Origin of the sequence: Cytobacillus kochii (assembly GCF_044790165.1) — a bacterium.
In the GTDB taxonomy this organism is placed as follows: domain Bacteria; phylum Bacillota; class Bacilli; order Bacillales; family Cytobacillaceae; genus Cytobacillus; species Cytobacillus kochii.
This window is the reverse complement of the sequence record NZ_CP085254.1, coordinates 93,315-116,126: the sequence shown is the minus strand read 5'-3', so window position 1 is coordinate 116,126 and position 22,812 is coordinate 93,315. Positions and strand designations below refer to the sequence as shown.

The 22,812-nt window shown below is 39.9% G+C and carries 21 protein-coding genes, 2 rRNA genes and 1 other annotated feature; all 23 genes read right to left on the bottom strand.

The annotated features are described in order from the left end of the window. Nucleotides 1–73: 73 nt before the first annotated feature. The 23 genes from rplA to LG276_RS00465 all read right to left on the bottom strand — a co-directional run bounded on the left by rplA (nucleotide 74) and on the right by LG276_RS00465 (nucleotide 22,640). Nucleotides 74–772 (bottom strand): 50S ribosomal protein L1, encoded by a 699-nt coding sequence (rplA, locus tag LG276_RS00575; RefSeq protein WP_095371236.1) that lies wholly within the window; start codon nucleotides 770–772, stop codon nucleotides 74–76. Between the two features lie 193 nt (nucleotides 773–965). After that, the gene (gene rplK / locus LG276_RS00570; RefSeq protein ID WP_009336545.1) at nucleotides 966–1,391 is read right to left on the bottom strand and encodes a 50S ribosomal protein L11; all 426 of its coding nucleotides are present in this window, start codon (nucleotides 1,389–1,391) and stop codon (nucleotides 966–968) included. A gap of 273 nt (nucleotides 1,392–1,664) precedes the next feature. Continuing rightward, a complete protein-coding gene (nusG, locus tag LG276_RS00565; RefSeq protein ID WP_095371237.1) occupies nucleotides 1,665–2,198 on the bottom strand; it encodes a transcription termination/antitermination protein NusG in 534 nt (177 codons plus the stop codon). Nucleotides 2,199–2,409: 211 nt separating this feature from the next. Further along, nucleotides 2,410–2,592 carry a preprotein translocase subunit SecE gene (gene secE, locus LG276_RS00560; protein ID WP_095371238.1) on the bottom strand — a complete coding sequence of 61 codons (183 nt, stop codon included), beginning with the start codon at nucleotides 2,590–2,592 and terminating at the stop codon, nucleotides 2,410–2,412. 109 nt (nucleotides 2,593–2,701) lie between these two features. Then, nucleotides 2,702–2,845 carry a 50S ribosomal protein L33 gene (rpmG, locus tag LG276_RS00555; RefSeq protein ID WP_191816903.1) on the bottom strand — a complete coding sequence of 48 codons (144 nt, stop codon included), beginning with the start codon at nucleotides 2,843–2,845 and terminating at the stop codon, nucleotides 2,702–2,704. A gap of 147 nt (nucleotides 2,846–2,992) precedes the next feature. Next, a complete protein-coding gene (gene sigH, locus LG276_RS00550) occupies nucleotides 2,993–3,649 on the bottom strand; it encodes an RNA polymerase sporulation sigma factor SigH (RefSeq protein WP_404293120.1) in 657 nt (218 codons plus the stop codon). A 74-nt stretch (nucleotides 3,650–3,723) separates the two neighbouring features. Then, nucleotides 3,724–4,230: an NYN domain-containing protein gene (locus LG276_RS00545; protein WP_095371241.1), complete on the bottom strand. Its 507-nt coding sequence runs from the start codon at nucleotides 4,228–4,230 to the stop codon at nucleotides 3,724–3,726. 2 nt (nucleotides 4,231–4,232) lie between these two features. Next, on the bottom strand, nucleotides 4,233–4,976 hold the full coding sequence (gene rlmB, locus LG276_RS00540) for a 23S rRNA (guanosine(2251)-2'-O)-methyltransferase RlmB (protein WP_095371242.1): 744 nt from the start codon (nucleotides 4,974–4,976) through the stop codon (nucleotides 4,233–4,235). After that, nucleotides 4,973–5,398 carry a Mini-ribonuclease 3 gene (locus LG276_RS00535; RefSeq protein ID WP_095373563.1) on the bottom strand — a complete coding sequence of 142 codons (426 nt, stop codon included), beginning with the start codon at nucleotides 5,396–5,398 and terminating at the stop codon, nucleotides 4,973–4,975. Before LG276_RS00535 ends, rlmB begins: the two co-directional genes overlap by 4 nt. A gap of 5 nt (nucleotides 5,399–5,403) precedes the next feature. Beyond that, the gene (gene cysS / locus LG276_RS00530) at nucleotides 5,404–6,804 is read right to left on the bottom strand and encodes a cysteine--tRNA ligase (RefSeq protein WP_224938662.1); all 1,401 of its coding nucleotides are present in this window, start codon (nucleotides 6,802–6,804) and stop codon (nucleotides 5,404–5,406) included. Then, nucleotides 6,804–7,454: a serine O-acetyltransferase gene (gene cysE, locus LG276_RS00525; RefSeq protein ID WP_224938661.1), complete on the bottom strand. Its 651-nt coding sequence runs from the start codon at nucleotides 7,452–7,454 to the stop codon at nucleotides 6,804–6,806. The genes cysS and cysE overlap by 1 nt, the downstream gene beginning before the upstream one ends. A gap of 150 nt (nucleotides 7,455–7,604) precedes the next feature. Continuing rightward, nucleotides 7,605–7,830 (bottom strand) — a binding site (T-box leader). Nucleotides 7,831–7,897: 67 nt separating this feature from the next. Next, nucleotides 7,898–9,355: a glutamate--tRNA ligase gene (gene gltX, locus LG276_RS00520; protein ID WP_404293117.1), complete on the bottom strand. Its 1,458-nt coding sequence runs from the start codon at nucleotides 9,353–9,355 to the stop codon at nucleotides 7,898–7,900. Between the two features lie 153 nt (nucleotides 9,356–9,508). After that, nucleotides 9,509–9,988: a 2-C-methyl-D-erythritol 2,4-cyclodiphosphate synthase gene (gene ispF / locus LG276_RS00515; RefSeq protein WP_095371246.1), complete on the bottom strand. Its 480-nt coding sequence runs from the start codon at nucleotides 9,986–9,988 to the stop codon at nucleotides 9,509–9,511. 13 nt (nucleotides 9,989–10,001) lie between these two features. After that, nucleotides 10,002–10,691 (bottom strand): 2-C-methyl-D-erythritol 4-phosphate cytidylyltransferase, encoded by a 690-nt coding sequence (ispD, locus tag LG276_RS00510; protein WP_224938659.1) that lies wholly within the window; start codon nucleotides 10,689–10,691, stop codon nucleotides 10,002–10,004. Between the two features lie 87 nt (nucleotides 10,692–10,778). Continuing rightward, nucleotides 10,779–11,861 carry a PIN/TRAM domain-containing protein gene (locus LG276_RS00505; protein WP_224938658.1) on the bottom strand — a complete coding sequence of 361 codons (1,083 nt, stop codon included), beginning with the start codon at nucleotides 11,859–11,861 and terminating at the stop codon, nucleotides 10,779–10,781. A gap of 217 nt (nucleotides 11,862–12,078) precedes the next feature. Beyond that, nucleotides 12,079–13,152, bottom strand: coding sequence for a DNA integrity scanning diadenylate cyclase DisA (disA, locus tag LG276_RS00500; RefSeq protein WP_095371249.1), 1,074 nt, complete (start codon nucleotides 13,150–13,152; stop codon nucleotides 12,079–12,081). Nucleotides 13,153–13,156: 4 nt separating this feature from the next. After that, nucleotides 13,157–14,536: a DNA repair protein RadA gene (gene radA, locus LG276_RS00495; protein WP_095371250.1), complete on the bottom strand. Its 1,380-nt coding sequence runs from the start codon at nucleotides 14,534–14,536 to the stop codon at nucleotides 13,157–13,159. Nucleotides 14,537–14,695: 159 nt separating this feature from the next. After that, a complete protein-coding gene (gene clpC, locus LG276_RS00490; RefSeq protein ID WP_224938657.1) occupies nucleotides 14,696–17,140 on the bottom strand; it encodes an ATP-dependent protease ATP-binding subunit ClpC in 2,445 nt (814 codons plus the stop codon). Between the two features lie 6 nt (nucleotides 17,141–17,146). After that, on the bottom strand, nucleotides 17,147–18,226 hold the full coding sequence (locus tag LG276_RS00485; protein WP_224938656.1) for a protein arginine kinase: 1,080 nt from the start codon (nucleotides 18,224–18,226) through the stop codon (nucleotides 17,147–17,149). Nucleotides 18,227–18,228: 2 nt separating this feature from the next. Next, nucleotides 18,229–18,777, bottom strand: coding sequence for a UvrB/UvrC motif-containing protein (locus LG276_RS00480; protein WP_404293115.1), 549 nt, complete (start codon nucleotides 18,775–18,777; stop codon nucleotides 18,229–18,231). Between the two features lie 27 nt (nucleotides 18,778–18,804). Continuing rightward, on the bottom strand, nucleotides 18,805–19,266 hold the full coding sequence (locus LG276_RS00475) for a CtsR family transcriptional regulator (protein WP_095371254.1): 462 nt from the start codon (nucleotides 19,264–19,266) through the stop codon (nucleotides 18,805–18,807). A gap of 249 nt (nucleotides 19,267–19,515) precedes the next feature. After that, nucleotides 19,516–19,632: ribosomal RNA gene (rrf, locus tag LG276_RS00470) — 5S ribosomal RNA — on the bottom strand. Nucleotides 19,633–19,707: 75 nt separating this feature from the next. Then, nucleotides 19,708–22,640 (bottom strand): 23S ribosomal RNA (locus LG276_RS00465). Nucleotides 22,641–22,812 lie beyond the last annotated feature (172 nt).

The following is a 22,812-nucleotide window of genomic DNA, read 5'->3' as shown; positions in this document are numbered from 1 at the left end:
GATAATAACAAGATTCATTCTACAGAATGGACTTTGCTATGTCAACTTTATTTAAAAACCAAATAATGGTTAATTATTTTGTTGCCGCTGTAGAAGGGTCGATTTTCACACCAGGTCCCATAGTAGTAGTTACAGAAACATTTTTCATGTAAGTACCTTTTGCTGCAGCAGGTTTTGCTTTCATCATTGTATCGAAGATTGTGTTGAAGTTTTCAACAAGCTTGTCATCTTCAAATGATACTTTTCCGATAGGCACGTGAATGTTACCAGCTTTTTCTACACGGTATTCAACTTTACCTGCTTTGATTTCATTAACAGCTTTTTCTACATCAAATGTAACTGTACCTGTTTTAGGGTTTGGCATTAAACCTTTTGGTCCAAGTACACGACCAAGTTTACCAACTTCACCCATCATGTCTGGAGTAGCAACGATTACGTCAAACTCAAACCAACCTTGGTTGATTTTGTTGATGAATTCTGCATCTCCAACATAGTCTGCACCCGCAGCTTCTGCTTCTTTCGCTTTTTCACCTTTTGCAAATACAAGCACGCGTTGAGTTTTACCAGTACCGTTCGGAAGCACGACAGCTCCACGAATTTGTTGGTCAGCTTTCTTAGGATCTACACCTAAACGAAAAGCTACTTCAACTGTTGCATCAAATTTAGCAAAGTTTGTTTTCTTCGCAAGAGCAATTGCTTCTGCAACTGGGTAAGCTTTTGTGCTATCTACAAGTTTAGCAGCTTCTACATACTTCTTACCTTTTTTAGCCATTTTAATTTCCTCCTTGAATGTGGTTTTAGCGGAATAACCTCCCACCGACGAAAAGCACGTTTGCCTCTCATCTCAAAAACGTCGGCCCCTCGAGAATTTCTCAAGGTCCGAACATTATAAAGGTTGCGAGTGAAACTAATTCAGCATCGCAACCTTTTTAGAAACAATCATCATACATACATAGCAAATAGTATTAGTCTTCGATGACAATACCCATGCTGCGTGCAGTACCTTCAACCATACGCATAGCAGCTTCTACACTAGCAGCGTTTAGATCAGGCATTTTTGTTTCAGCAATCTCGCGTACCTTGTCACGCTTGACTGTTGCTACTTTATTACGGTTTGGTTCACCAGAACCAGACTCAATACCAGCCGCTTTCTTAAGCAATACAGCAGCAGGTGGAGTTTTCGTAATAAATGTAAATGAACGGTCCTCAAATACCGTGATTTCAACAGGAATAATTAGACCAGCTTGTTCAGCTGTGCGTGCATTAAATTCCTTACAGAATCCCATGATATTAACACCGGCTTGACCTAGTGCAGGACCAACTGGTGGTGCTGGATTTGCTTTACCTGCAGGAATTTGCAATTTAACAAGTTTGATTACTTTTTTAGCCACGAGACACACCTCCTTAAAGTCCGTGATGTGGTAATAGGGGTTTTCCCCCTCCCACTCAACTGTTAATTCTTTATATTAACATAAAGAATAATGTCCAATGTCCGGTCTCGTCTTCTGAGACATACTGACCTATGAAATATTATCATTTTTCAAAGACGATTTCAAGTTCTTTTCAAAAATATAGGAGAGCTCATAAGCGAAAGACAATGGCTAGATACGGCGAAATCATACAAAAATCAACTTTCTCTAGTTAAATATAAGGGAGAAAGACCGTTAAATTTTTTCGATTTGCGAAAAATCTAATTCAACTGGCGTATCTCTTCCAAACATATTTACAAGCACCTTGATTTTCGCTTTATCTTTATCGATTTCTTCAATAGATCCAGTAAAGTTAGCAAATGGACCTTCGTTTACTTGAACCGTTTCCCCAACTTCGAAGTTTACATCCATTCGTTTTTCTTCAACACCCATACGTTTGAGAATGACCTGCACTTCTTCAGGCAACAACGGAGTCGGTTTGGAGCCAGAACCCGCTGAACCAACAAATCCCGTTACACCAGGTGTGTTACGCACTACATACCAAGAGTCATCTGTCATAACAATCTCCACCAACACATAACCTGGGAACACCTTCCGTTTTACAACTTTCTTCTTACCATTCTTAATATCTGTTTCTTCTTCTTCAGGGACAACCACTCTAAAAATTTTATCCTGCATGCCCATCGATTCCACACGTTTTTCAAGGTTTGCTTTTACTTTATTCTCATACCCTGAGTACGTATGTACTACATACCAATTCTTTTCCATATCAAAGGGGACTTAACGTCCTTCCCTCCCTGCAATCTATTTTTATTTTTGAAAGACTGACATCTCTTGTTTGTCTAAAGTGACGGATTACGAAACCAATCGAATCCTAAGCAAATGGACTAGGCCTTTCTTGACCAAATGAAAAAACCCGTTACCGGGCTCCTGCAAATGTTCCTGTGTTATCATCCATTATACCATGGAAGCTCAGGGGTTATTCAAGAATTAAACGAATCAATTCAGAAATACCTAAATCAACAACAGTAAAGAATAACGTAAAGAATAAAACAACGACAATAACTGTGATCGTATATTTCGTTAGCTCTTTCTTTGTAGGCCAGCTAACCTTTTTCATCTCACGTCCAACTTCACGGAAAAACTTCACGATGCGTCCCATTTCTTAACCCCCAACTTTAAAGAGATATATCCTTTAACAAAAAAGCGTTGATTAAGAATACATCCCCCTGAATGCCATTCTATTACTTTTTTGTCTCTTCTTTACTCTATTATTTTGTTTCGCGATGAACTGTATGTGCACTGCATTTACTGCAAAATTTCTTTAATTCCAATCTCTCATTACCTTTGTTACTATTGGTAGTGTAATTTCTTGTCCCACAATCGGCACAAGCTAGTATCACTTTTTTCGGCATTTTTCACACCTCTTCGACATTTATGCCATTAAAACTCTACCATGGCCAATAATCCATGTCAATAACAGCAAAAATAGGAAAACCTCCACTGTTATCAATCGAAAATGGTTCTCATATGCCCATAAATAATATATTAACATATAGTAGTTATAAAGAGAATTCTCTTATTTCTAAATATCTCTCTAGTTTTCTCTTCACTCTTTGCAAAGCATTATCAATTGACTTCACATGTCGATTCAATTCTTCTGATATTTCTTGATATGATTGCCCATCTAAATAAAGGGCAAGCACCTTTCTTTCCAAATCGCTCAAAAGTTCAGACATTTTTACTTCGATGTGGTCAAACTCTTCCTGATTAATAATTAACTCTTCTGGGTTCATCACTTTCGCTCCAGAAATGACATCCATTAACGTACGATCTGACTCCTCATCATAAATAGGCTTATCAAGCGATACATAAGAATTCAACGGGATATGCTTCTGTCTTGTTGCTGTTTTAATTGCAGTGATAATTTGTCTTGTGATACATAATTCTGCAAATGCTTTGAAGGAAGACAACTTGTCCTCCCTAAAATCTCGAATGGCCTTATAAAGACCAATCATTCCCTCCTGCACAATATCTTCCTTGTCGGCACCAATGAGGAAATAAGACCTCGCCTTTGCACGCACGAAGTTTCGATACTTATGGATCAAATAATCTAGCGCTTCACTTTCACCTTTATGCACTAATTCAATTACTTCTTCATCTTCGAGTTGCACGTATAAAGAATGCTTTTCAGCTTTTGTCCTGAAGTCGATACTCATCCTGATCCCTCCGACCGTACAAGCATGGTTAGAAATATTATACAGTAGGGTATTTTCCAGCGTCAACCAATCATTTAACGTTCTCTGCGCCATTTTTCGAAAATTTCAACGATTTCATCACTTAATGGGATTTTAGACACTGGCTTATTTTCCTGGCTTTTCTTTACTTTTTTGTTAATTTGTTTTTCAATATGATTCATTTCATTGTGTAATTCTCGGGCTGACTTTCTTAACGCACCTTGAGCAAAGATGACTCTCTGCTCTGTAAAATCTGAAGTAGCTACATAGATTTGTGTTTTGATATTATTTAACGCAATCGCTAGCTTTTCAATACGTTCATCTGCGGTTTCGTTTGTACGTGTAAAAATAACTTCAACATTATAATTCTTAAATTTTCTTTCTGTCCCTTTTACGTAATGGGCATCAAAGACAACTATGACTCGGTAACCGGAATACCCTTGATATTCAGCCATCTTTTCTACCAGCAGGTCCCTGGCTGCTTCTAAATCCTTATTTTTAAGAAGTTGAAGCTCTGGCCAGGCACCGATGATATTGTATCCGTCAACAAGAAGGATATTCATCATTATCGCTCAATCGGAGAGCGTTTGCGGTAGACTTCATACATCAACAAAGCAGCAGCGACTGAAGCATTTAAAGATGTTACTTTTCCAGCCATTGGTAAGCTGATAAGAAAATCACATTTATCTCTAATCAGTCTTCCCATTCCTTTCCCTTCACTACCAATGACTAATCCGATGGGCATCACTCCATCCAATTGGCGATAATCCTGTTTACCGCTAGCATCTGTACCCGCAATCCAAACGCCTCGTTCTTTTAATTCATCAATCGTTCTTGCTAAGTTCGTAACACGAGCAACAGGAATATGTTCAATCGCTCCCGTTGAAGCTTTAGCCACTGTTGCTGTTAAACCAACCGCACGCCTTTTTGGAATAATAATCCCATGCGCACCTACAGCATCAGCAGTTCTCATAATCGAGCCTAGATTATGAGGATCTTCAATCTCATCCAATAGAAGAAAGAAGGGAGCTTGTCCACTGTTTTCTGCCTTTTTAAATAGGTCATCTAACTCGGCATATTGATAGGCAGCTACTTGAGCAACCACACCTTGATGATTCCCTAGCTCCATTTGATCCAATTTCTTTTTCGGTACAAATTGAACCAGCACACCCGCTTCCTTCGCCATTCCAACCACTTGCTGCATTTGCCCTTTTTGAGAGCCTTCCGCAACCATAATTTTATTCATATCACGCTCTGACTTAAGTGCCTCGATTACAGCGTTTTTACCAATAATGAAATCATGACTCATTTCTTGCTCTCCTCCTTCCTATCCTCAGTCCACTTAAATGCTTTTACTACTAACTCTTCTAACCGCTCTACTCGTTTAGATAAATATAAGAAACCTATCAATGCTTCGAACGCAGTACTATAACGATAAGTTTGTACATCGGTGTTTTTCGGAATGGTGCCAGATTTAGCATTTCTCCCCCGTCTTACTACCGCCTCTTCTTCTTCTGATAAAACGCCCTCGTCCAAAAATGCATGAATCACTTTTGATTGTGCTTTAGCAGATACATATTTCGTTGCTGCCTTATGCAACTGATGTGGCCTTATATTACCTTTTTGTAATAGGTCCTGACGTACGTATTGTTCATAAACAGCATCGCCCATATAAGCAAGGGCGAGACTGTTTAATTGTTTAGGATTAAGATTTTCTTCGTATGAAAGCATCTCTCTTATCCTCTTTTCCATCTTGTTCCTTGAGCTGTATCCTCAAGAATAATATTCATTTCTTTTAATTGATCACGAATTTGATCAGCTAATTGGAAATTGCGATCTTTTCTTGCTTGAATCCGATCGGCTATCAATTGATCCACTTCCTCATCTAGCAGTTCTGGCTCATCCTCTAACGATAGTCCAAGTACATCGAAGAAATCCTCGAATTGAGTCATAAATGCATCAATTACAGCAGTGGATGTATTCTTTTCCATCAAATAATAATTCGCTTGTTTTGATAATTCAAATACAATAGAGATGGCATTCGCCGTGTTAAAATCATCATCCATATCTGTGATGAATTGCTTTTGTAAATCACCAATTTTCTCTAACCATTCTTGGTTATTTTCTGTTAACTCACTACTCGCCTCTTTACGATGTTTTAAATTCTCATACGATGCTTTAATACGCTCATAACCCGCTTTTGTATTTTCCAGCAATTCTTCATTATAGTTAATTTGATTACGATAATGCACTGCTAACATGAAGAACCTTAACACTTGCGGATTGTGCTTCTTAATAATATCGTGTACCAAGACGAAATTACCGAGTGATTTAGACATTTTCTCGTTATCAATATTAATATAGCCATTATGCATCCAGTAACGAGCGAAAGTTTTACCTGTCACTGCCTCTGACTGTGCAATTTCATTCTCATGGTGAGGAAATGATAAATCTTGTCCTCCCGCATGAATATCAATCGTGTCACCTAGATATTTACGAGCCATAGCGGAGCACTCAATATGCCACCCTGGGCGACCCGCCCCCCAAGGACTATCCCATTTAATTTCACCTTCCTTCGCCGCTTTCCAAAGGACGAAATCAAGTGCGTCTTTCTTCTTCTCACCAACAGCAATACGATTGCCTAACTTTAACTCATCAATCGATTGATGAGAAAGCTTGCCATACTCTTCAAACTTTCGTGTATGGTAGTACACATCTCCTTCTGATTCATAGGCAAAACCTTTATCAATCAGCGCTTGGATAAAATCAATAATCGTATCCATATTTTCTGTTACTCTCGGGTGTGTGTCTGCTTTTTTGCAGCCTAATGCCGATACATCTTCAAAATACGCTTCAATAAATCTCTCCGCAATTTCCGGCACCTCTTCACCTAGTTCTTTGGCCGTGCGGATTAATTTATCATCGACATCTGTGAAATTTGACACAAAATTCACATCATATCCGCGATACTCCAAATATCTCCTCACTGTATCGAACACAATTGCAGGGCGAGCATTTCCTATATGAATATAATTGTATACAGTAGGTCCACAAACATACATCTTTACTTTACCCTCTTCTAACGGGATAAACGGCTCTTTTTTTCTTGTTAACGTATTATATAATTGAATCGCCATTATGAGTGGCTCCTTTCAGCTTTCAGTTGTTCAAACTCTTTTTTCACGTGCTCTAACTCATTTTCTAGCTCTTTAAAGCGATCAGAAATGGGATCTGGTAAGTCTGTATGATTTAAATCTTTCGTTACTTTGACGCCATCTTGGATTTTTACCTTACCAGGTATACCAACAACCGTTGAATTAGGTGGCACTTCATGTAAAACAACTGAGCCGGCACCTATTTTTGAGTTTTCCCCAATTGTAATGGATCCAAGCACTTTTGCCCCTGTAGCAATAAGAGCATTATCCTTAATCGTTGGATGTCTTTTGCCTTTTTCTTTCCCTGTTCCCCCAAGTGTTACACCTTGATAGACAGTGACATTATCTCCAATCTCGCATGTCTCGCCAATAACAACACCCATCCCGTGATCAATAAAAAATCGACGGCCTATTTTCGCCCCAGGGTGAATTTCTATCCCAGTAAAAAAACGACTAATTTGCGAAACCAACCTTGCAAGGAAGAAAAATTTATTTTTATAAAGACTGTGTGCAATACGATGATTCCAAATCGCATGTAATCCTGAGTAGGTTAACACTACTTCAAAAACACTTCTTGCGGCAGGATCCTGTTCAAACACAACATCTATATCTTCCTTCATTCTTTTAAACATGCTCTCTCTCCCTCCAGTCTTTAAATAGCATTTTTCTCGTATAATAAAAACAACAAAAGTAACAGTGATTACATTCTCTCTTTTGGTGGGTCCTTATCACCAGAAAACAAATAACATATCTATAAATAAAAAACGCCCCTGTCTAAAATAGACAGAGACGTTTACACGCGGTTCCACTCTGTTTAAGCTTTCATATAATAAAAGCTCCAACTCTGCCTCGTTAACGGGAAGGTAACCGCCTATTTCTACTATAAAGGTTCGAAACAGGACTCAGAGGGGCACTTCAGAGAATGAGAGGTTTAAACCACTTTCAGCCGATGATGGTTCTCTCTAATAAACAGTCATTACTCTTACTTTTCCTCTTCAATGATTTAGCATCTATAATGATTTTCTAAATATTTATACGTTAATATTCTATACTATATTATATTTTTACCGATATGTTAACCTAAAATACGCTGTAGGCGAATTTTTACAGTTTCCCTACCTAATAACTCCATTGCTTTCGGTAGGTCTGGACCATGTGTCTGCCCCGTTGTTGCTGAGCGAATCGGCATAAATAATTTTTTCCCTTTATGTCCTGTCGCTTTCTGTACTGACTTCATTGCCGCCTTTATTTGATCAGCTTCAAATACCTCAAGCGCCTCTACTTCATGTAAGAAAGCAGTCAACACTTCCGGTACTTGCTCTTCAGCTAAAACTTCGCTTGCTTCTGATTCAACTTCGATATCCTGAACAAAGAATAATTCACTTAGTTCAATGACTTGCGCACCATAACTCATTTTCTCTTGCAGCAACACAACTAATTTCTTTAACCATTGTAACTCATCCTCAGAAGGATTATCTCCTACTTTGCCTGCTTTTTTAAAATGAGGTAACGTTAAAGCAAGTAACTGGTCACCATCTAACTTTTTCATGTACTGCGCATTAATATGAGCAAGCTTCTGCATATCGAATAAAGCCGGTGACTTAGATAATCTTGACTCATCAAAGATTTCAATTAGCTCATCTTTGGAGAATAATTCTTCCTCTCCACTCGGAGACCAACCAAGTAAAGCGATAAAGTTAAACAAAGCTTCAGGCAAGTAACCTAGCTCTTCGTATTGTTCAATGAATTGAATGATTGACTCATCACGTTTACTTAATTTTTTACGACTTTCATTCACTATTAGCGTCATGTGACCAAATACAGGTACTTGGAAGCCAAGCGCCTCATAAATCATAATTTGTTTGGGTGTATTTGAAATATGATCATCTCCACGTAATACATGAGAGATTTTCATTAAATAATCATCTATGGCTACAGCAAAATTATATGTCGGTGTCCCGTCTTTTTTAACAATTACATGATCACCTATGCCATCTGACTCAAATGACACTTCTCCTTTAACCATATCATTGAATGCATATACTTTTCCTTGTGGGACAAGAAAACGAATACTCGGTTTTCTTCCTTCAGCTTCGTGTTGTTGGCGATCATCGTCTGATAAATGTCTGCACTTTCCAGAGTAAATCGGCGTTTCACCTTTAGCCATTTGCGCCTCACGTTCAGCTTCTAACTCTTCTTCTGTACAATAACACTTATAAGCTTGTCCACTATCAAGTAACTGTTGATAATACTTTTTGTAAATTTCGTTTCTTTCTGATTGACGGTACGGGCCGTATCCACCATCTTTATCAATACTTTCATCCCAGTCTAAACCAAGCCATTGTAAGTATTTTAATTGACTCTCTTCTCCGCCCTCAATATTACGTTTTTTATCTGTATCTTCTATACGAATGATGAATTTACCATTTTTACTACGAGCAAATAAATAATTAAACAAAGCTGTACGCGCATTACCAATATGCAAATGTCCCGTTGGACTTGGTGCATAGCGTACACGAATATCACTTGACATGATGATCCTCCTTCAAAATCGGTTCTATTTCGAAAAACCGCTGATTGCTATATAAGCCACCTGACGATCCATCTTTTTATCAAAAATTGAATATGAATAGCACCCTTTATTTTATCATCCTACTGTAAGTTGTCAAAGTCCGTAAATAACCGACTAGGCACTTTTCTTCAACAACACTACCACTTGAGCAGCAATTCCTTCGCCTCTACCTGTAAATCCTAGTTTTTCCGTTGTCGTGGCTTTCACGTTAATGTTCTCTACTTCTGATTCTAACAATTCCGCTATTCTTTCTCTTATAGCAGGAATATAAGGAGCCATTTTTGGCTTTTGAGCAATAATAGTACAATCTGCGTTCACAAGCTCATAACCCTTTTCTTTTACCAATTGCCAAACATGTTGCATCAGTTTAGCTGAATCCGCATCTTTAAAATCTGGGTCTGTATCAGGGAAGTGCTTACCAATATCACCTTCACCAATTGCACCTAAACAGGCATCTGACACTGTATGTAATAAAACATCCGCATCTGAATGTCCAAGTAATCCTAATTCATATGGAATCGTAACCCCACCCATAATCAGTGGTCGCCCTTCAACTAATTGATGTACATCAAATCCTTGACCAATGCGAAACATATTATCTTCTCCTTTAGATAAAGTCATCTCTTTTATTTAAAATCGCCTCAGCAAAATATAGGTCCTCAGGCGTTGTTAGTTTAATATTATCGTAATTCCCTTGTACAAAAGCAATCTTATTATGTACCCTCTCCACCAAGCTTGCATCATCAGTCCCTACAAATTGGTCCTTTTGCGCTTTCTCATATGCCGCTTGTAAAATACTAAGCTTAAAAGCTTGAGGGGTTTGCACAGACCAAAGACTCGTTCGATCAATTGTTCCCTCGACTAATCCATCACGTCCCTTTTTTATCGTATCTTTCACTGGAACGGCTAAAATGGCGCCATCATTGGACTGAGCTTGAGATACAAGTTGATCGATATGCTCTTGTTCAACAAAAGGACGAGCGGCATCATGCACTAACACAATCCCTTCACCTGTTAACGCACGAATCACATGACTAATGCTATGCTGCCTTTCCTGTCCACCACCGATATACGCCTTCACCTTATCAATCCCATGCTTAGCGATTAACGCACGTATCTCCTTTTCCTCTGCAGGATTAATAGCTAAATAAATCCCTTCACACGCAGAGTCTCGTTGGAAAACGCGCAATGTATGTATAAAAATAGGTACCCCTCTTAGTTCTAGCAACAGTTTATTTTTTGAAGCACCCATTCTCTTCCCTTGCCCCGCTGCAGGGATGACGACTCTATACCCCATATTTTCTTTTAACTCCCTTAATCAGCATAAAAAGCGGAAGAAAAGAGCCAGTTTACGGCCCCCTCTTCTGCTTCTTCTATACTATAATTATAATGCTTTTTCTAAAAGTTTTGGTTTAGCAAAAATCATTCTACCCGCAGATGTTTGCAATACACTTGTCACTACTACATCAATATGCTTGCCAATATAATTTCTACCTTCTTCTACGACAATCATTGTGCCATCGTCTAAATAGGCAATCCCTTGATTTTGTTCTTTTCCGTCCTTAATGACCTGAACTTTCATTTCTTCTCCCGGAAGCACAACCGGCTTCACAGCATTCGCCAGATCATTAATATTTAGAACTGCGACTTTCTGTAGCTCGCATACCTTATTCAGGTTAAAATCATTGGTTACAACCACACCGTTAGTTAATTTCGCTAATTTGACTAGCTTACTATCCACTTCTTGTATTTCTTCAAAATTACCTTCGTAAATTTCTACCTTTATAGATAGCTCACTTTGAATACGATTGAGAATGTCTAAACCGCGGCGGCCACGATTTCTTTTTAACACATCAGATGAATCGGCAATATGCTGTAATTCTTCTAACACAAAACGAGGAATAACGATTGTTCCTTCTAAAAATCCTGTTTGACAAATATCAGCTACTCGACCATCGATAATAACACTTGTATCTAATATTTTTAGCTTATTCACATCAGATTGACTATCTTCTTCTTCAGTTAACTTTTTCTTTTTGTTTGTAAAAAGATTGAGTAATTCATCTCGTTTTTTAAATCCAACTTGAAAACCTAAATATCCAAATAACAGTGTTAAGACGATAGGAGCAACAGTATTTAATACCGGTATCTCGAGTGTCGACAATCCATAACCAAGTAAAAACGCGACAACAAGACCAAACACCAGTCCAACACTACCAAATATAATATCGGTAATTGGCACCTTTACAATCGATTCTTCTGTCCATTTAATGAAATTGACAACATGGTCAACCGCCCAAAATGTTAAAAGATAGAAAATAATAGCTCCTAAAATGGCGGAAACATAAGGATTATTTAATAATGGAATGTCATCTAAACTAATTAGAAATAGTAATTCTGGTATCACAAAAATTCCTAATGTGATCCCAAATATAAGGAAACAGACTTGTACAATTCTCTTTAACATTCCCTCACCTCCTTTTATTCATTATTAACAAATTCCAAAAATAAAAAACGCACAATATTGGAAAATTTTATATTATAAACAAAAAATTATTGCAGTAAACTAAATAAAAGGATAGATTAAACGGTTATGAATACTCTTAGACTAGCACCGTAAGTAAGGGAATGTCAAATGATAAACTACCTATTCTATCATAAGGTGAATAGTAGTTCAATGGTATTTATAAATGTCGGTCGGAAAAAAATTGGTCTTGTATAAGCTTGAGGCCTTCATCAATCTTCCTAGCCCGTACCTCTCCTATACCTTCTACCTCATCTAATTCTTCAATAGAAGCTGCCGCTATATACCTCAGTTCCTCAAAGCGATCAACGAGGTTATCAATAATAATAGGTGGTAATCGCGGCACCTTATGCAGCACACGAATCCCTCTAGGATGAATGACTTCTTCGGTATGAATATAGCCATGAAAGCCTAGCAATTTCATGATAACTGAGTCTTCTAAAGTCTCACCTTTTGATAACTCTTGAAGCTTTTGAAGCGCTTCCTTTGCCCTAATATCACGGTCATTAGCATAATCCATAATAACGAATTCTGATTCTCTTTCCATTTCAATCAATAACTCATTCATTTGTAAACGAATGAGACGTCCTTCTGTCCCTAACTCGCTTAAATAAGTTAGTAACTCATTTTTAATTCTTAACAGCATTTCTATATTATGCATAACATTTAACACATCATTATAGGTCACCTGTTCTTCAAATTCGAGAATACCTAAATTAGATATACTTTGCTCAAGAACAACTTTATATTTCTCTAATGTTGTGACTGCCACATTAGCCTTTGTTAATATAACGCCAATATCCTTTAGTGAATAACGAGAAGCCCCTTTATATAAAGTAATGACATTACGGCGTTGTGAAACAGCAATAACAAGCGCACCTGTTTGTTTCGCCACCCGCTCTGCTGTCCGATGTCGCATCCCTGTCTCAGAGGAAGGAATACTCGAATCTGGTGCGAGTTGGGCGTTGGCAATAAGAATTTTATTTCCTTCTTGATTGAGAATAATCGCCCCATCCATCTTAGCTAGCTCATATAAATAGTTTGGCGAAAAAGGGCAATTAATTTGGAAGCCCCCATCCACTAAACTGGCAATCTGCTCCTTAGAACAAAGAACAATTAATCCACCCGTGTTTGCTCTTAATACATTATCTATACCTGCACGTAGGGGTGTCCCTGGTGCTAAAAATTTCAATAATTCGCTGATTGTAATTTCACTTTGTTTCTTTGAATCCATATGCTTACCCTCCTAATGCAGCTTCAAGTGCTTCACTAACCGAGTGAACGCCAATCAATTGAACATTTTTAGGACCTGTCCAGCCGCTCAAATTATTCGCTGGTAAAATAATTCTCTCAAATCCTAGTTTCGCAGCCTCCTGGACTCGCTGTTCAATTCTTGAAACTCTTCTTATTTCTCCAGTAAGGCCCACCTCACCGATAATGCAATCTGTTGCTCTTGTTGGCTTATCTCGAAAGCTTGATGCGATACTGACTGCAACCGCCAAATCAATTGCTGGCTCATCTAGTTTTACCCCTCCAGCAACCTTCAAATACGCATCTTGATTTTGTAACAACATACCGACCCGTTTCTCCAATACCGCCATTAATAGCGGCACACGGTTATGATCAATCCCTGTTGCCATTCTTCTTGGATTACCAAAACTCGTAGGGGATATTAATGCTTGTATTTCTACAAGAACGGGCCGAGTTCCTTCCATTGAAGCCACAACAGTTGAACCCGCTGCTCCTTGTGATCGTTCTTCTAAAAAAATCTCTGAAGGGTTTGCCACTTCTTCTAAACCTAATTCTTTCATTTCAAAAATACCCATTTCATTCGTAGAACCAAATCGGTTTTTGACTGCTCTTAAAATTCGATACGTGTGATGCCTTTCCCCTTCAAAATAAAGCACCGTATCCACCATATGTTCAAGCAACCTAGGGCCGGCGATCGACCCTTCTTTCGTTACATGTCCAACAATAAAGATCGCAATCCCTTTCGTTTTCCCGATTCTCATAAGCTCAGCCGTACACTCTCTTACCTGCGAAACACTACCAGGAGCCGAGGTCACTTCCGGGTGATAAATAGTTTGAATGGAGTCAATGATAACAAACTCCGGCTTCACCTCATCAATCGTTTGACTAATCTCTTCTAAACTTGTCTCTGCATAAACAAGTAGATGTTCTGATGAAATATTTAATCTGTCAGCTCGTAGCTTCGTTTGTCTTATCGACTCTTCTCCAGAAATATAAAGTACAGAATGCTGTTTATTAGATAATTGGGAAGAAACTTGCAACAGTAGTGTTGATTTTCCAATCCCAGGATCTCCACCTATTAAAACGAGAGATCCTCTGACAACCCCACCACCAAGGACTCGATTTAACTCCTTCATTTCCGTATAAATACGTGGCTCATTGACTGTTTCAATTTTTGGAATCGGAGTCGCTTTTGCTCTAATCGTTGTCTCTTGTGTATGTGCAAACGCCCCTCTTCTAGAGTTAGCAGGTTTCTCAATTTCTTCCGTCATTTTATTCCATACACCACATCCGGGACACTTCCCCATCCACTTTGCCGATTCATAACCACATTCTTGACATATGAATTTTGATTTTCTTTTCGCCAATCTTCATTCTCCTTCTCTTTCGTACAACACATTTATATTTCTTACTATATCAATGGAATCGTTTGTATTCAAAGGTTAACATATAATTGGAAGAAAATTTGTTGTTATCAAAAAAGGTACACACTATTGATTAGCGTGTACCTTCTCTCTAACATCTAATTATTTTTGTGCTGTGCCAGTTGGTTCGGCTGTTTTTACGACAAATTCGCCATCCTCAACATCGATTACTACCTCTTGACCAGTAAGCACTTTTCCTCTTAATAATTCCTCAGATAAGCGATCTTCAATATGCTTTTGGATCGCTCTTCTAAGCGGCCGTGCACCATATTCTGGATCGTAGCCTTCTTCTGATATTTTTACCTTAGCAGATTCAGATAGGGATAATGTAATATCCTGTTCTTTTAAACGGTTCGTTAAGGCATCGGACATGAGTGTAACAATCTCTTGCAGATGCTTTCTTTCTAATGCATGGAAGACAATAATCTCATCGATACGGTTTAAGAATTCAGGTCTGAAGGCCTTTTTCAATTCCTCCATAACCTTGCCTTTCATATCTTTGTAATCATGTTCATCATCTTGAATATTGAATCCTACATATTTATTACGCTTAAGTGCTTCTGCACCAACATTTGACGTCATGATGAGCACCGTGTTTCGGAAATCGACTGTACGTCCTTTAGAATCTGTTAACCGTCCATCTTCCAATACTTGCAGAAGAATGTTAAATACATCCGGATGGGCTTTCTCAATTTCATCTAATAAGACAACTGAATACGGTTTTCTACGTACTTTCTCAGTTAATTGGCCTCCTTCTTCAAATCCAACATAACCTGGAGGTGAACCAACTAATCTAGATGTGGAATGTTTCTCCATATACTCAGACATATCGATGCGAATCATCGCTTCCTCATCACCGAACATCGCTTCAGCTAAGGCCCGAGCAAGTTCTGTCTTACCCACACCTGTTGGACCTAGGAAAACGAAAGAACCAATTGGTCTCTTCGGATCTTTAAGACCCGCTCTTGCCCGTCTAACTGCTTTAGAGATCGCCTTTACTGCTTCCTCTTGGCCAATTACGCGAGAATGTAAGATTTCTTCTAAATTCAATAGTTTTTCGGTCTCAGTTTGTGCCAATTTCGTAACTGGAATTCCTGTCCAGTTAGAAACGACATTGGCAATATCCTCTACAGTCACTTCAGTATTTTCTTTCCCTTGCTTTTCTTTCCACGTTTTCTTAGTTTCTTCTAACTTTTCTCTTAATCTTTGTTCATTGTCTCTTAAAGATGCTGCTTTCTCAAACTCTTGACTTTGAACAGCTGCATCCTTTTCTTTTCTTACATCTTCTAATTTAACTTCTAACTCCTTGAGATTCGGAGGCGTTGTATAAGAACGTAGGCGAACTTTTGAACCTGCTTCATCAATTAAATCAATTGCTTTATCTGGTAAGAAACGATCAGAGATATAACGATCTGATAATTTAACTGCCGCATCGATGGCTTGATCCGTAATTGTCACCCGGTGATGGGCTTCATAACGGTCACGTAGTCCTTTTAAAATTTGTACGGACTCATCTGCAGTCGGCTCATCAACCGTAATTGGTTGGAACCTACGCTCAAGCGCTGCATCCTTCTCAATATATTTGCGATACTCATCTAGCGTCGTCGCTCCAATACATTGTAGCTCTCCACGCGCAAGTGATGGCTTTAAAATATTTGATGCATCAATCGCACCTTCTGCTCCACCAGCACCAATTAATGTATGCAATTCATCGATGAACAAAATAATGTTGCCCGCCTGACGAATTTCGTCCATCACTTTCTTCAAGCGATCCTCAAATTCTCCTCGGTATTTTGTACCTGCAACTACCGTACCCATATCTAAAGTCATTACACGTTTATCACGTAGCGTTTCCGGCACTTCATTATTTATGATCTGTTGTGCAAGGCCTTCTGCTATCGCAGTTTTACCCACACCAGGTTCTCCAATTAATACTGGGTTATTTTTTGTTCTTCTGCTTAATACTTCAATTACACGTTGAATCTCTTTACTACGGCCAATAACTGGATCTAAGCTTCCTTCACGTGCAATGGCAGTTAGATCTCTTGCTAAACCATCTAATGTTGGTGTATTTGCATTGGCTGAAGAGCTGCCTTGATGCCCGTTAGACTCGCTACTACCAAGTAATTGTAGTACTTGCTGTCTTGCCTTATTTAAACTTACGCCAAGGTTATTAAGGACTCTTGCAGCTACACCCTCACCTTCTCTAATTAAACCAAGTAAAATGTGCTCAGTTCCCACATAGGAATGGCCCAATTTTCTTGCTTCATCCATTGATAGTTCAATTACTTTTTTTGCTCTTGGTGTATAATGCGGTGTTTGGGAGGCCTCTTGCCCTCTACCTATTAGATTTTCAACTTCCGTTTGAATTTTTTCTGAACCCAGACCTAAGGCATAAAGTGCTTTAGCGGCAATTCCTTCACCTTCACTTACTAACCCTAGAAGTATATGCTCAGTCCCAATATTGTTATGTCCTAAGCGAATGGCTTCTTCCTGTGCTAATGCTAATACTTTTTGTGCTCTCTCAGTAAAACGTCCAAACATCATCTATCATCATCCTCCCAACTCTTGATCTTCCATTTTTAATCTTTCTCGAATAAGAGAAGCTCTACGAATATCCCGTTCAAACGGTCGTAATGGGCCTCCAGCATATTGCTGTAAAAATCCTGGTTGTGTTAAAACCATTAATTCATTTAATATATTTTTTGATATGCCTTGTATATAGTCCATGTCTATTCCAAGGCGAACATCCGATAAACATCTAGCCGCTTCTTTTGATTCAATGATTCGGCTATTAGATAAAATACCATAGGATCTGAAGACTCTATCTTCTAATTGTATGTTAGAGGTTTTCGCTAATGCTTCTCTTGCTGACCTTTCCTGCGAAATTAATTGCTCCACAACACTTTTTAAATCCTCAGCAATATCTTCTTCTGATTTCCCTAATGTGATTTGGTTAGAAACTTGAAAGATATTACCTAATGCTTCGCTACCTTCTCCATAAATTCCTCTAACAACTAATCCAAGTTGGTTAATTGCTGGAATGATTCTATTCATTTGATGAGTTAATACTAATCCTGGTAAATGCATCATGACAGATGCTCTGAGACCTGTGCCCACATTTGTTGGGCAACTAGTTAAATACCCTACCTGTTCATCATATGCATAATCAATCTCAGTTTCTAACCAATCATCAATTTGGTTTGCAACTTCTAATGCTTCTGATAATTGGAAGCCTGGAAATAAACACTGTATACGTATATGATCTTCTTCATTCAACATAATGCTAACCTCTTCATTTTCAGTAAGTAGGCAGGCACCATGACTAGCGTTTTCTGCTAAATGAGGACTAATCAAATGTTTTTCCATCAGCACCCTTTTTTGCAATGGTTGTAAATCATCCATTTGCAATAACGAAAAGTCACCATAAGTATCAAAAGTCGATTTTTCCATTCTTGCTTTAATGATATCTATCACACGTTTAGCTTCATCATGAGAAAAGATGGTTGGAAAATTAACCTGTTTAATATTGCGAGCTAAACGAATTCTAGAACTAAGTACGATATCAGAATCAGGACCTTCTGCACTCATCCAAGAGCTGACAGCCTGATTGATAAACCTTTCTAAAGACAAGTTCATTCCCCTCCCTCTAGATGGTTTTTCATTTCTTTTTCCAATTCACGTATTGCATCTCTTGTCTCTGCTGCTTTCTCAAACTCCTCTTTAGTTATAAGTTCTTTCAAGTTTATTTTTAAATCCTCAATTTGCTTTTTTAAATGGATATCTCCACCCATTCTTGTAGGGATTTTTCCGTTATGATTCCAATTACCACTATGAAGCCTTTTAATAATTGGCTTTAACTGTCCTCGGAAAGAATCATAACAGTGGGCACATCCGAATTTCCCGACTTTAACAAATTGAGGAAAGGTCATCGAGCATTGCTCACACTGTACTACCTGCGTTTGTTTATTTAACTGAGCTTGGTTATTTGCATAACTTGTATCTATATTAAATAATCCGCTCAATAGATTATTAATAGAAAACCCAGATCCATTATTTAACATAAACATATCCCCATGTTCTTGGGCACATTTTTCACATAAATGGAACTCAGCCTTTTCGCCATTCATAATTTTTGTAAAATGTAGAGTCGCAGGTCTCTGATTACATTCTTGGCATATCATCTGTTTCACCCCTCCATACTTTACAACCTACTTATATTTCAATGTATTTAGCATCGCAACAAGCATCCTTGCTCTTAACTCATCCCTATAGGGTAACTCTAAGTAAAGAACTGAACGATCAATGACACTTAACATAATCTTCGCTTCTCGAGTAGTAATAATCTCTTCTTCAACTAATCTGTTTATAATATTTTCAGCACTATTTTGTGAAATACGATCACGTACAATCCTAATCAATTGATTAATTAAATCAACATAATCATATGCTTGCACTTTGGTAATTCTTATATAACCACCACCGCCACGTTTGCTTTCGACAGCATAGCCTTTTTCAACTGTAAACCGAGTATTTATGACGTAATTTATTTGAGATGGGACACATTGAAATTTATCAGCGATCTCGCTCCGCTTAATTTCAACAATTTCCCTTTCGCTAAGTTCCAAGACTTCTTTAAGATATTTTTCAATAATATCTGATATATTTTTCACCCGGCCTCCCCCTATCTGACTTTGACTATATTTGACATAAATTATACATGATTTGTGTGAAATGTTGCAACGAAGTAGTATTATTAATTTTCCCCTTTTTTTCTAAATCTCAAACGTATGAAATATAGGTTCGTTCATTAAATTTATATTATGTTTAGATTGTATAGATGTTATTTGTCCATTTAAATAAACGAATTCATTATAACACGACAAAAAAGAGCACATACAAATGATGTGCTCTTTTATCTTGCCCGGCAACGTCCTACTCTCACAAGGGGACAGCCCCTAACTACCATCGGCGCTGAGAAGCTTAACTTCCGTGTTCGGTATGGGAACGGGTGTGACCTTCTCGCTATCGCCACCGGACTATGAAATTGTAAGGGAATCGTTCCCTCAAAACTAGATAATGCTGAAGAAGATATTTATTGAGTAATCGCCTGTTTGGTTAAGTCCTCGATCGATTAGTATTAGTCAGCTACATGTGTCGCCACACTTCCACCTCTAACCTATCAACCTGATCATCTTTCAGGGATCTTACTAGCTTGCGCTATGGGAAATCTCATCTCGAGGGGGGCTTCATGCTTAGATGCTTTCAGCACTTATCCCTTCCGCACATAGCTACCCAGCGATGCCTTTGGCAAGACAACTGGTACACCAGCGGTGCGTCCATCCCGGTCCTCTCGTACTAAGGACAGCTCCTCTCAAATTTCCTGCGCCCACGACGGATAGGGACCGAACTGTCTCACGACGTTCTGAACCCAGCTCGCGTACCGCTTTAATGGGCGAACAGCCCAACCCTTGGGACCGACTACAGCCCCAGGATGCGATGAGCCGACATCGAGGTGCCAAACCTCCCCGTCGATGTGGACTCTTGGGGGAGATAAGCCTGTTATCCCCGGGGTAGCTTTTATCCGTTGAGCGATGGCCCTTCCATGCGGAACCACCGGATCACTAAGCCCGACTTTCGTCCCTGCTCGACTTGTAGGTCTCGCAGTCAAGCTCCCTTGTGCCTTTACACTCTACGAATGATTTCCAACCATTCTGAGGGAACCTTTGGGCGCCTCCGTTACTCTTTAGGAGGCGACCGCCCCAGTCAAACTGCCCACCTGACACTGTCTCCCATCCCGATAAGGGATGTGGGTTAGAATTTCAATACAGCCAGGGTAGTATCCCACCGACGCCTCCACCGAAGCTAGCGCTCCGGCTTCTAAGGCTCCTACCTATCCTGTACAAGCTGTACCAAAATTCAATATCAGGCTACAGTAAAGCTCCACGGGGTCTTTCCGTCCTGTCGCGGGTAACCTGCATCTTCACAGGTACTATAATTTCACCGAGTCTCTCGTTGAGACAGTGCCCAGATCGTTACGCCTTTCGTGCGGGTCGGAACTTACCCGACAAGGAATTTCGCTACCTTAGGACCGTTATAGTTACGGCCGCCGTTTACTGGGGCTTCGATTCAAAGCTTCGCGTGAGCTAACCTCTCCTCTTAACCTTCCAGCACCGGGCAGGCGTCAGCCCCTATACTTCGCCTTGCGGCTTCGCAGAGACCTGTGTTTTTGCTAAACAGTCGCCTGGGCCTATTCACTGCGGCTCATCAAGGCTTTAACACCCTAATGAGCACCCCTTCTCCCGAAGTTACGGGGTCATTTTGCCGAGTTCCTTAACGAGAGTTCTCTCGCTCACCTTAGGATTCTCTCCTCGCCTACCTGTGTCGGTTTGCGGTACGGGCACCTTATTCCTCGCTAGAGGCTTTTCTTGGCAGTGTGGAATCAAGAACTTCGGTACTAAATTTCCCTCGCTATCACAGCTCAAGGTATATGACCATGGGATTTGCCTCATGGTCCCTCTAACTGCTTAGACGCACATCCAATCGTGCGCTTACCCTATCCTCCTGCGTCCCCCCATCACTCAAACAGAATACGGTGGTACAGGAATATCAACCTGTTGTCCATCGCCTACGCTTTTCAGCCTCGGCTTAGGTCCCGACTAACCCTGAGCGGACGAGCCTTCCTCAGGAAACCTTAGGCATTCGGTGGATGGGATTCTCACCCATCTTTCGCTACTCATACCGGCATTCTCACTTCTAAGCGCTCCACCAGTCCTTACGGTCTAGCTTCAACGCCCTTAGAACGCTCTCCTACCACTGAACATCAACGATGTTCAATCCACAGCTTCGGTGATACGTTTAGCCCCGGTACATTTTCGGCGCGGAGTCACTCGACCAGTGAGCTATTACGCACTCTTTAAATGGTGGCTGCTTCTAAGCCAACATCCTGGTTGTCTAAGCAACTCCACATCCTTTTCCACTTAACGTATACTTTGGGACCTTAGCTGGTGGTCTGGGCTGTTTCCCTCTTGACTACGGATCTTATCACTCGCAGTCTGACTCCCATGGATAAATCTTTGGCATTCGGAGTTTGTCTGAATTCGGTAACCCGATGAGGGCCCCTAGTCCAAACAGTGCTCTACCTCCAAGATTCTTACGCATGAGGCTAGCCCTAAAGCTATTTCGGAGAGAACCAGCTATCTCCAAGTTCGATTGGAATTTCTCCGCTACCCACACCTCATCCCCGCACTTTTCAACGTACGTGGGTTCGGGCCTCCATCCAGTGTTACCTGGACTTCACCCTGGACATGGGTAGATCACCTGGTTTCGGGTCTACGACCACATACTCATTCGCCCTATTCAGACTCGCTTTCGCTACGGCTCCGTCTGTCCAACTTAACCTCGCATGTAATCGTAACTCGCCGGTTCATTCTACAAAAGGCACGCTATCACCCATTAACGGGCTCTAACTACTTGTAGGCACACGGTTTCAGGATCTCTTTCACTCCCCTTCCGGGGTGCTTTTCACCTTTCCCTCACGGTACTGGTTCACTATCGGTCACTAGGGAGTATTTAGCCTTGGGAGATGGTCCTCCCTGCTTCCGACGGGATTTCTCGTGTCCCGCCGTACTCAGGATCCACTCTGGAGGGAACGAAGTTTCAACTACAGGGCTTTTACCTCCTATGGCGGGCCTTTCCAGACCTCTTCGTCTATCTCGTTCCTTTGTAACTCCGTATAGAATGTCCTACAACCCCAAGAGGCAAGCCTCTTGGTTTGGGCTAATCCCGTTTCGCTCGCCGCTACTCAGGGAATCGCGTTTGCTTTCTCTTCCTCCGGGTACTTAGATGTTTCAGTTCCCCGGGTCTGCCTTCCATACCCTATGTATTCAGGTATGGATCCTATCCCATAACGGATAGGGGGTTTCCCCATTCGGAAATCTCCGGATCAAAGCTTACTTACAGCTCCCCGAAGCATATCGGTGTTAGTCCCGTCCTTCATCGGCTCCTAGTGCCAAGGCATTCACCGTGCGCCCTTATTAACTTAACCATATGTTTGGGTTGCTTTCGCTTCCCTCACGGTTGTGTTTTTAAAAAAAGTTTAGTATCTCTACTCTATTACTATTATATAGAGAGAAAATAACTAAGGTGGCGATTACTCGGTAATCTTCTTCATTTACATTATCTAGTTTTCAAAGAACGATTGAATCGAGAGATTATAC